8 protein-coding genes are annotated in these 8,152 nt (G+C 68.8%); 2 read left to right on the top strand and 6 right to left on the bottom strand.

All coding sequences use genetic code 11. The features are described from left to right. Window positions 1–100: 100 nt before the first annotated feature. From IJ15_RS0123220 to IJ15_RS0123235, 4 genes are all read right to left on the bottom strand, one after another. Entirely contained in the window at window positions 101–1,015 is a 915-nt protein-coding gene (locus tag IJ15_RS0123220; RefSeq protein ID WP_031940717.1) for a DUF5926 family protein, read from the bottom strand. 33 nt (window positions 1,016–1,048) lie between these two features. Continuing rightward, window positions 1,049–1,813, bottom strand: coding sequence for a glycerophosphodiester phosphodiesterase (locus IJ15_RS0123225; RefSeq protein ID WP_031940718.1), 765 nt, complete (start codon window positions 1,811–1,813; stop codon window positions 1,049–1,051). Beyond that, window positions 1,810–2,682 carry a DUF4328 domain-containing protein gene (locus IJ15_RS0123230; RefSeq protein ID WP_231569638.1) on the bottom strand — a complete coding sequence of 291 codons (873 nt, stop codon included), beginning with the start codon at window positions 2,680–2,682 and terminating at the stop codon, window positions 1,810–1,812. The genes IJ15_RS0123225 and IJ15_RS0123230 overlap by 4 nt, the downstream gene beginning before the upstream one ends. A gap of 87 nt (window positions 2,683–2,769) precedes the next feature. Then, window positions 2,770–3,117, bottom strand: coding sequence for a rhodanese-like domain-containing protein (locus tag IJ15_RS0123235; protein ID WP_031940720.1), 348 nt, complete (start codon window positions 3,115–3,117; stop codon window positions 2,770–2,772). Window positions 3,118–3,634: 517 nt separating this feature from the next. On the opposite strand from IJ15_RS0123235, the gene IJ15_RS0123240 reads away from it, so the two are divergent. Next, window positions 3,635–4,564 (top strand): LLM class F420-dependent oxidoreductase, encoded by a 930-nt coding sequence (locus IJ15_RS0123240; RefSeq protein ID WP_031940721.1) that lies wholly within the window; start codon window positions 3,635–3,637, stop codon window positions 4,562–4,564. Window positions 4,565–4,879: 315 nt separating this feature from the next. Beyond that, window positions 4,880–5,965, top strand: coding sequence for an Ig-like domain-containing protein (locus IJ15_RS0123245; protein WP_031940722.1), 1,086 nt, complete (start codon window positions 4,880–4,882; stop codon window positions 5,963–5,965). A gap of 88 nt (window positions 5,966–6,053) precedes the next feature. Here the strand turns inward: IJ15_RS0123245 and msrA are convergent, their stop codons facing one another. Beyond that, the gene (gene msrA, locus IJ15_RS0123250) at window positions 6,054–6,722 is read right to left on the bottom strand and encodes a peptide-methionine (S)-S-oxide reductase MsrA (protein ID WP_031940723.1); all 669 of its coding nucleotides are present in this window, start codon (window positions 6,720–6,722) and stop codon (window positions 6,054–6,056) included. 10 nt (window positions 6,723–6,732) lie between these two features. Then, a complete protein-coding gene (locus IJ15_RS0123255; RefSeq protein ID WP_031940724.1) occupies window positions 6,733–7,902 on the bottom strand; it encodes an acyltransferase family protein in 1,170 nt (389 codons plus the stop codon). Window positions 7,903–8,152: the final 250 nt, after the last annotated feature.

Genomic DNA, 8,152 nt, shown 5'->3' on the forward strand with positions numbered 1-8,152 from the left:
CAACGTCCTGACCGGGTACATCTAGCCGCATCCGAAACAGCTGAAGGGTCCCTTCGCACGCTCACAGCGCGTGAAGGGACCCTTCAGCTGTTCGAGAGGGTCAGCGCAGCGTGACCTGGCGGCCGCGCAGGCCGTCGCGGGCCCGCAATTCGGCGGCCGTGAGCGGCGCGTCGACGGCCAGAGCCTGTGCCAGTCGGTCGCCCAGTTCGGCGGTGGCCGCGGCCCACTCGTTGGCGTGCTTCTCGGGGTCGAGGTCGAAGACCGGCACCAGCAGGCCGTGGGTGCGGAACGAGCCCGCGAAGCGCGAACCCTCACCCAGGTGCAGTCCACCGGCGGCGTGGACGCGGGCGAGTGCCAGCATCAGCGCGTCCTCGTCCTCGGGGCGCACCCAGCGCAGGTGCGCCTTCTCGCCGGCATCGACCCACCATGCGGCGACGACGCCGTCGGCCTCGACGCGCGCGGACGGCATGATCGCCGTGTTGGCCTGCTGCACGGTCATGGCGACGTCGGCGGCGGGCTCGACGCCCTCGGGGATCCACCAGTCGAAGCTCTGGTGCACGGTGATGGTCGGCAGCGTGTCCGCGTCGATCAGGTCGGCGAGGCGGGGGCTGTCGGCGCTCGGGTTCGCAGCGGTGAGGGAGGTCCCCGGTCCGGCGGTCTGTGCCCAGGCCACGGCGGCACCGAGGTCGGCGCCGGGATCGGCGGTGTGCGCCTGGACCTGCAGGCCGACGTATCGGCCGGCGTCACCGGACTCGTCCCGGACCAGCGCGGCCACGGCGCCCGGCAGCACGGTCGCCGCGGTCACGGGCTTGCCGGTGTCGGTGACGGGCAGCACCGCGAGGGCGGACGGCACGAACTCGCGCAGCGCGACGAGGTCGCATTCGGCGGCAAGGCCTTCGAACGGTCGGGTCGGCGCGGTCACCTCGGCTTCACGTGCGAGGCGGCGCTGTTCGAGCTTCTCGGCGCGACCGCTGTCCGGCTTGGGACCACTGTTTCTCTTGCTCTTCTTACCCACGAGGCCAAAACCTACACGGACGGAGCGATCCGCTCAGCCGCCCAGCAGTTTCTTGGTGCGCCCCGGATGGTTGGTCGCCACCCAGCCGACTCCGAGTTCCTTGCACAGGGCGACGTCGGCGGGGTCGTCGACGGTCCAGCAGTAGGTGGCGCGGCCGGCCGCGGCGGCCTTGTCGACGATCTCGGGATGCTCGCGCAGAGTCCTGATCGACGGCCCGACGGCGGTGGCTCCGACGGTGGTCGCGGCGCCGCCGCCGAGGTAGCGGGACGCGTCTCCGAGCAGCACGGTCGGCAGCAGCGGCGCCGCCCGCCGGACCCGCCACACGGCGCTGGCCGCGAACGACATCACGACGGCACGGGAGTGGTCGGCGGACACGGGCGCGGCCAGCCCGAAGCGGGCCAGTTCGGCGAGGACCTTGCTCTCGACGAGCCCCCCGTAGCGGACCGGGTGCTTGGTCTCGATGAACAGCTTGGTCGGGCGGGACGTCCAGTCCAGGGTCAGGGTGATCAGTTCGGCGAGCGTGAGCAGCCCCGCGGGTTCGCCGTCGGCGCCGTAGTCGTGTTCACCGAGGGACTGCAGCGTCATCTCGCTGACGATCCCGGAGCCGGTGGAGGTCCGGTCGATGCGCCGGTCGTGGACGCAGACGAGGTGTCCGTCGCGGGTGAGTCGGACGTCGCACTCGAGTCCGTCGGCGCCTTCCTGCAGGGCCAGGTCGTAGGCCGCGAGGGTGTGTTCGGGCCGGTCGGCCGACGCGCCGCGGTGGGCGACGACGAGTGGGCCACGCCGATCCGGGCTCATCGGGCCGTCACCTTCGCGGGCTGCTCAGACTGCTCGGGCTGCTCGGCCTGTGGCGCGTTGACCCAACGGGTGACGCGGCGCGGTCGGCCGAACAGGTCCAGGCCGTCGAAGCATCGGATCACGTACAGCGTCAGCACGGCCGTGGCGGCGCCGACGGCGGCCGTGATCGCGGCCAGCACGACACTGTCGGCCTGCGCCTGCAGCGAGTCCGGGTTGCGCCAGAGCACTCCGACCGCGACCAGGACACCGCCCAGCGCCCAGGTCGCCCACCAGATCCGCACGACGGTGCGGGTGCGTCGGTGTCCGCCGGCGATCTCGGTGAGGTACACCCCGGGCATCACGAGGTTGACGACCGGCACGAGGACGCCGAGGGCGAGGGATCGGGGTGTCCGGGGATCGGCGAGCCCGCGGGCGCCGAACACGTCGCGGCGGATGACGACGAGTCGGCACACGGTGGTGACGGCCGCGGCGAGCGCGACGAGCGGCGCGGACACCTGCGTCGCCCACACGGCCGCGTCCGACACGGCCAGCGTCACCGGGTCCACCAGGCGCACCCGGTTGAAGACGAGCAGTCCGTATCGGAAGGCCTCGGAGACCGCGGCGAGCGCGAAGACGATCGCGGTGCAGGCGAGCAGGGTGGGTGCGAGATCCGCGGCCACTTCGACGCGGGGGGCCCGGTCGTCAGGTTCGGGTGGCGGCGGATCGGACAGTCCCCACCGCGGAATATGGGTGTAGCGCGGCGTCGGGCCGAGTCCGCGCGGTGCGGGACGACGGCGACCCAGCGGCGGGTACGGGCTGCGGGCGACCCAGCGGAAGTTGCGGCCGGTCGCCGGGGCGGGGCGGGCGGTGTCGACCGGGGAGAGCAGCACGCCGCCACATCGAGGGCACCACTGGGCCGGGGCGGAGGCCACCGGCCATCGGGATGCGCAGCGTGCGCAGACCTGGACGACGCTCATCTAGTAGATCTTCGCCGAGCCGGGATCGTCGTCGGCTGTGAGCGGGAGGCCGGCCTGTTGCCACGCGACCATGCCGCCGGCGACGTTGTAGGCATCGAACCCGATGTTGTTGAGGTACTCGACCGCAATGATCGATCGCCCACCCTGACGGCACACGACGTACACCTCGGCGTCGATGTCGATCTCGTCGATGCGGGCGGGCACGTCCACCAGCGGGATGTGCAGCGCGGTGGGGGCGTGCCCGAGGTCCCATTCGTCGTGCTCGCGCACGTCCAACAGAACGATCGCGTCAGCAGGTTCCGTCGGCAGGTCTGTCACGACGACGGTGGGGACGTGCGGGATGCTCACAACCTCGATTCTGGCACGAGCGCCATTCCCGGACCGCTCATCTCGCGTTACCGGCCGGCGCGGTTCGTGACCGGACCGAGACGCTCGCTGCGCTGCAGCCGCCAATTGAGTGTTCAAACGTGATCTGCACCACTTGAATTGCGGGGTTATCCACAGTTTCCACAGCTTCATCCACAGCACTGAGGGATCCGAGCGGGCTTCATCCACAGGTCAGCGCCGCACTCGGGATGATTCGTTGACAACTGTGCACCGTCGATCGCCCCGGCAATCCACAGCCTGTGCGGATTTGCGTGGGAGCGGGGTGGCGTGCAGGGGCCCGCACGGGCCGGAGTTTCCCCACCGGCGGGATGTGTGCCCCATCCCGCGCTCCGAAACTCCGGCCCGGCCCTCCCCCCAGATGTCGGGACGCTCCGGTCCCGACATCTGATCTGACGTCGAACGGAGCCGATCGGTTCCCTTCCGGTTGCGTGCATCCTCCGACGCAGGTCACATTCCCGCGTCGGGCACAGTGGTGGGCATGGACCTGAGAATCTTCACCGAGCCGCAGCAGGGCGCCACGTACGACGATCTTCTTGCGGTCGCCCTGGCCGCCGAACGGTTCGGGTACGAGGCGTTCTTCCGGTCCGACCACTACCTGGCGATGAACGCCGAGGGCCTGCCCGGCCCGACCGACGCATGGATCACGCTCGCCGGACTCGCCCGCGACACCTCGACGATTCGCCTCGGCACCCTCGTCACGTCGGCCACGTTCCGGTATCCCGGACCGCTGGCGATCGCCGTGGCACAGGTCGACGCGATGAGTGGTGGACGCATCGAACTCGGCCTCGGCGCGGGCTGGTTCGAGGAGGAGCACCGGGCGTACGGCATCCCGTTCCCGTCCCTCGGCGAGCGCTTCGACCGACTCGAGGAGTCCCTCGCGGTCATCACCGGACTGTGGGAGACGCCGCTGGGGCAGACCTTCACCCATGAGGGCGCTCACTTCCCGGTCACCGACTCCCCCGCGCTGCCCAAGCCGGTGCAGACCCCGCGGCCGCCGATCGTGATCGGTGGCATGGGCAAGCGCCGCACGCCGGCGATGGCCGCGCGCTACGCCGACGAATTCAATCTGCCGTTCGCCTCGATCGAGGACACCGTCACACAGTTCGGTCGGGTGCGGGAGGCCTGCGCGGCGATCGACCGCGACTCGGACAAGCTCGTCTACTCCAACGCACTGGTCCTGTGCTGCGGCCGCACCGAGGAGGAGATCGCCCGCCGCGCCGCGCGCATCGGACGTGAGGTGGGCGAACTCCGAGAGAACGGCCTGGCCGGCAGCCCCGCCGAACTGGTCGACAAGATCGGACGCTACCGCGAGGCCGGGACGCAGCGGATCTACCTGCAGACACTCGATCTCGCCGACCTCGATCACCTCGAACTGGTCGCCTCCGAGGTCATGCCGCAGCTGAACTGACGATCGGACCGGCCCCAGAACTGAGGTGCACACCCGGCGGAATCGGGTGTGCACCTCGCTGTTTCCGGTATCGCCCACCAGCCGGATGCACGGTACCGATCGCGCCACACCTCGTGTGATGCACGCCTCCCCTCTCGGATCGTGAAAGTCCAGTCGATCCGCTCGTTTCAGGCGATTGATGCAGTACTGTGACCTGAATCATGGCCGGTTGGACGGGTGTCCAGATATCCGGTCGGTGCACATCCGCAGAGGGGCTGGAAGAAGTTGAAGAACGAAAACACACGTCGGTTACTGGCAGGCGCCAGCGCAGCCGCATTGGCGGTCGGCGCGGCCGCATCACTCGGTGCCGCGACGGCATCCGCGTTCTCGGTGAATGTTTCACAGGACATCGGGGGCCGCTGGACGATCAACCGGACCATTCAGAACGTCCCCACCGGCACCGCCGCCAACCCGGAGATCGGTAGCCGTATCAAAGTCAGCGCCTCACTGAATACAGGCGATTGGCGAATCCCGACCACGACCGCCATCAAGGACCTCCACGACGCGTGCCTGACCTACGTGCCGGACTCCTCGCGGATCAACGGCAAGGGCGTGACCACCGAGGTCGCACCCGACTACGTCCGCATGACCGGCAGCTGGATCGGTAAGTCGATAAGCTACGAGGCCCAGTACGACGTCAGCACGAGCTGCGCGGTCGGCGTCGACATTCTCTCGAGTGTCCACGTCGGCGCCAACCAGGGGTTCGATACCTCACCCGGCAACGTCGGCCCGAAGTTCCAAATCACCAAGGTCGCCTCGACCACTGATGTGACGATCTCCCCTGCCCCGCAGGCTGATTCGGCATCCACCCTCACCGCCACCGTCACCACCGGCGCCACCGGCGACGTCGAATTCAGCAACAACGGCACCGTCCTCGGCACCGGCACCATCAACAACGGCACCGCCACCTACACCTGGACCCCCGCCGCCGCCGACGCCGGCCAGAACTACTCCATCACCGCCGAGTACCTCGGCGACACCACCCACGCGGCGTCCACCTCGGCACCCCGCACCGGCACCGTCACCGCCGCCCCGACCGCACCCGCGGTGATCGCCGTGAACCCGGCCGCACCCACCGCCGGCGCGCCCGCGACCATCACGGTCACCGGCGCTGACGTGGACACCGATGTCGTCATCAAGATCGGCACCGAGACCGTTTGCACCGCAACGGTTGCTGCTGACGGAACGGCCACGTGTTCGTGGACTCCCGCTGCCGGCGAGCAGATCCTGACCGCCACGGTCATCGTGGACGGCGCAGAGACCACGGTCACCAAGATCGTCACCGTCGATGCCGAGGAAATCCCCGGCGGCAACACCGGATCCGGCCTCGGTTCGCTGTCCGGACTGTTCGGCTCCAGCTAGCGGAAACCGCGAGTCGGCCGACACGACTCGACTGAATTGCGACGAGCCCCCATCGGATCTCTCCGATGGGGGCTCGTGGCGTTCGGTCTCAGGCGCCCAGACCCACAGGACAGCTGACACCCGTCGCGTGGACGGGGCAGTAGCCGCCGGGGTTCTTCGCGAGGTACTGCTGGTGGTAGTCCTCGGCGTAGTAGAACGTGCCGAGGGGCGCGATCTCGGTGGTGACGGCCCCGTATCCGGCGTCGGCGAGACGCGCGCCGTAGGCGTCCGCGGTGGCCCGTGCCGTCGCGGCCTGTTCGTCGGATCCGGTGTAGATCACCGACCGGTACTGGGTGCCGTGGTCGTTGCCTTGGCGCATGCCCTGCGTCGGGTCGTGGTTCTCCCAGAACTGCTTGAGCACGGCCTCGTAGGAGATCAGCTTCGGATCGAAGACCACCGACACCACCTCGGTGTGCCCGGTCCGTCCGGAGCACACCTCTTCGTAGGTGGGATTGGGCGTGTAGCCGCCCGCATATCCGACGGCGGTGGAGTACACACCGTCGAGCTGCCAGAACTCCTTCTCCGCGCCCCAGAAGCAGCCCATTCCGATGACGGCGGTCTCCATGCCGTCGGGGAACGGTGGCTGCAGCGGGTGCCCGTTGACGAAGTGGGCGGCGGGCACCGGCATCGGTGTCTCGCGGCCGGGCAGGGCCTGATCCGGCGTGACCATCACGGATTTCGTACCGGCACGAGCGAGGATGTCATCGAACCAAGACATAGCGTCGATGCTACGCGTGGTCCGACGCGTCCACCGGTCGTGCGGGCGCCTCGGCAGGCTCGGGCGGCGGCGCGCTGCGGCCGATCCTGCGGGTGCGCGCAGACAGCCAGCGCGCGGCCGGCATCTCCACCCACCGGTACAGCACCTCCGACACGAGGGCGGTGACGACGAGGAAAGCGACGACGGCGCCGGTCCGGCCGAGCGGGCCGACAGCGTTCTCGTAGACGCGGTAGAGGATCAGCGTGTGGACGAGGTAGATCGCGTAGCTGCGGGTGGCGGTCCAGCGGATCACCGACCACCGCGTCGGGCGTCCGCTGTAGCGACCGAGCACCACGACGCACGCGGTAACGACGGCGATGGTCCACAGGTAGCGGTCGCCGGCCCAGTACACGCGGATCTCGGTGGCCAGCCGGACCACCTCGATCTGCGCGAGCACACCGACGATCACCCAGCGCCAGTCGACGAGGCGCGACCACCACAGATAGATGAGCTGGCCGAGGAACACCGTCGGTAGTGTCGCCGCGATCTTGGACAGCATCGGCACGGTGTAGGGCTGCGGGACGTAGAGGTTGTAGAGCAGGACCAGTGCGCAGATCGCCGCGCCGAGGAGCGGCACCGCGATCGGCCGGGTCCGCAGGAGTGGCCGCGCGGCAACGCAGTACACATAGAACAGCACCTGAACGACGAGCGTCCACGTGACGCCGAGCACCGCTACCTCGGGTTTGAGGAAGAATCCGCCGAGCACGAAGCTGAGCGCGGCCTCCCCGTTCGAGATCCCCGGCTGCCCACTGAACATGCCGTTGATGCCCAGTTTGACGAGCAGCACGGCGGCGGCGATCGCGATCCAGAACGCGGGCAGCAGGCGGCCCACCCGGTCGAGCAGGAATCGCGTGGGACTGTGCCGGATCGCGGATCGGGTGATGACCGCGCCGGTGAGGGTCATGAAGATGGCGACGCCGACGAACGACAGGTGCTGGTTGAGGTTCAGCCCGTCGACGAACACTTCGTAGACGATGTCGATCATCCACCAGCCGGAGCCGAGATCGTCGATGAGATAGAAGGAGATGTGCGAGTAGACGACGGCGAGCACAGCGATGGTGCGCAGCAGGTCGGCGCCGGTCAGGTCGATGCGAGGTGCCACCTCCGGCCGCGAGTCTGCGGCGGTCGTGTCGGATGGCATCACCTGATCCTAAGGTTTCGTTCACCACCTGTTCCAATTTCGGTCCGCGCCCGCGATGTCCGAAGAGCACATCGGAGGCCCGGTTTCAGGGTGAGCGAACTTTTTTGTGCGGATGTCCCCACCTCGGCGCGCGGCTTGCGCAGGGTGTACCAATGAGATTGGGTTACCCCGAGCACGATTCAACGAACACACACGTCAGGGCGCCACGCCCTAAGAAGGGATCCTCGTGTCCGTCTACACGCTGCCCGAC

It is taken from the genome of Prescottella defluvii, from assembly GCF_000738775.1.
GTDB classification, from domain to species: Bacteria; Actinomycetota; Actinomycetes; order Mycobacteriales; family Mycobacteriaceae; genus Prescottella; species Prescottella defluvii.

What these genes read in the sequence shown, in the direction of transcription:
- IJ15_RS0123225 (WP_031940718.1), bottom strand. Translation starts at nt 1,813, where the DNA reads ATGAGCCCGGATCGGCGTGGCCCACTCGTCGTCGCCCACCGCGGCGCG.
- IJ15_RS0123240 (WP_031940721.1), top strand. Translation starts at nt 3,635, where the DNA reads ATGGACCTGAGAATCTTCACCGAGCCGCAGCAGGGCGCCACGTACGAC.
- msrA (WP_031940723.1), bottom strand. Translation starts at nt 6,722, where the DNA reads ATGTCTTGGTTCGATGACATCCTCGCTCGTGCCGGTACGAAATCCGTG.
- IJ15_RS0123255 (WP_031940724.1), bottom strand. Translation starts at nt 7,902, where the DNA reads ATGCCATCCGACACGACCGCCGCAGACTCGCGGCCGGAGGTGGCACCT.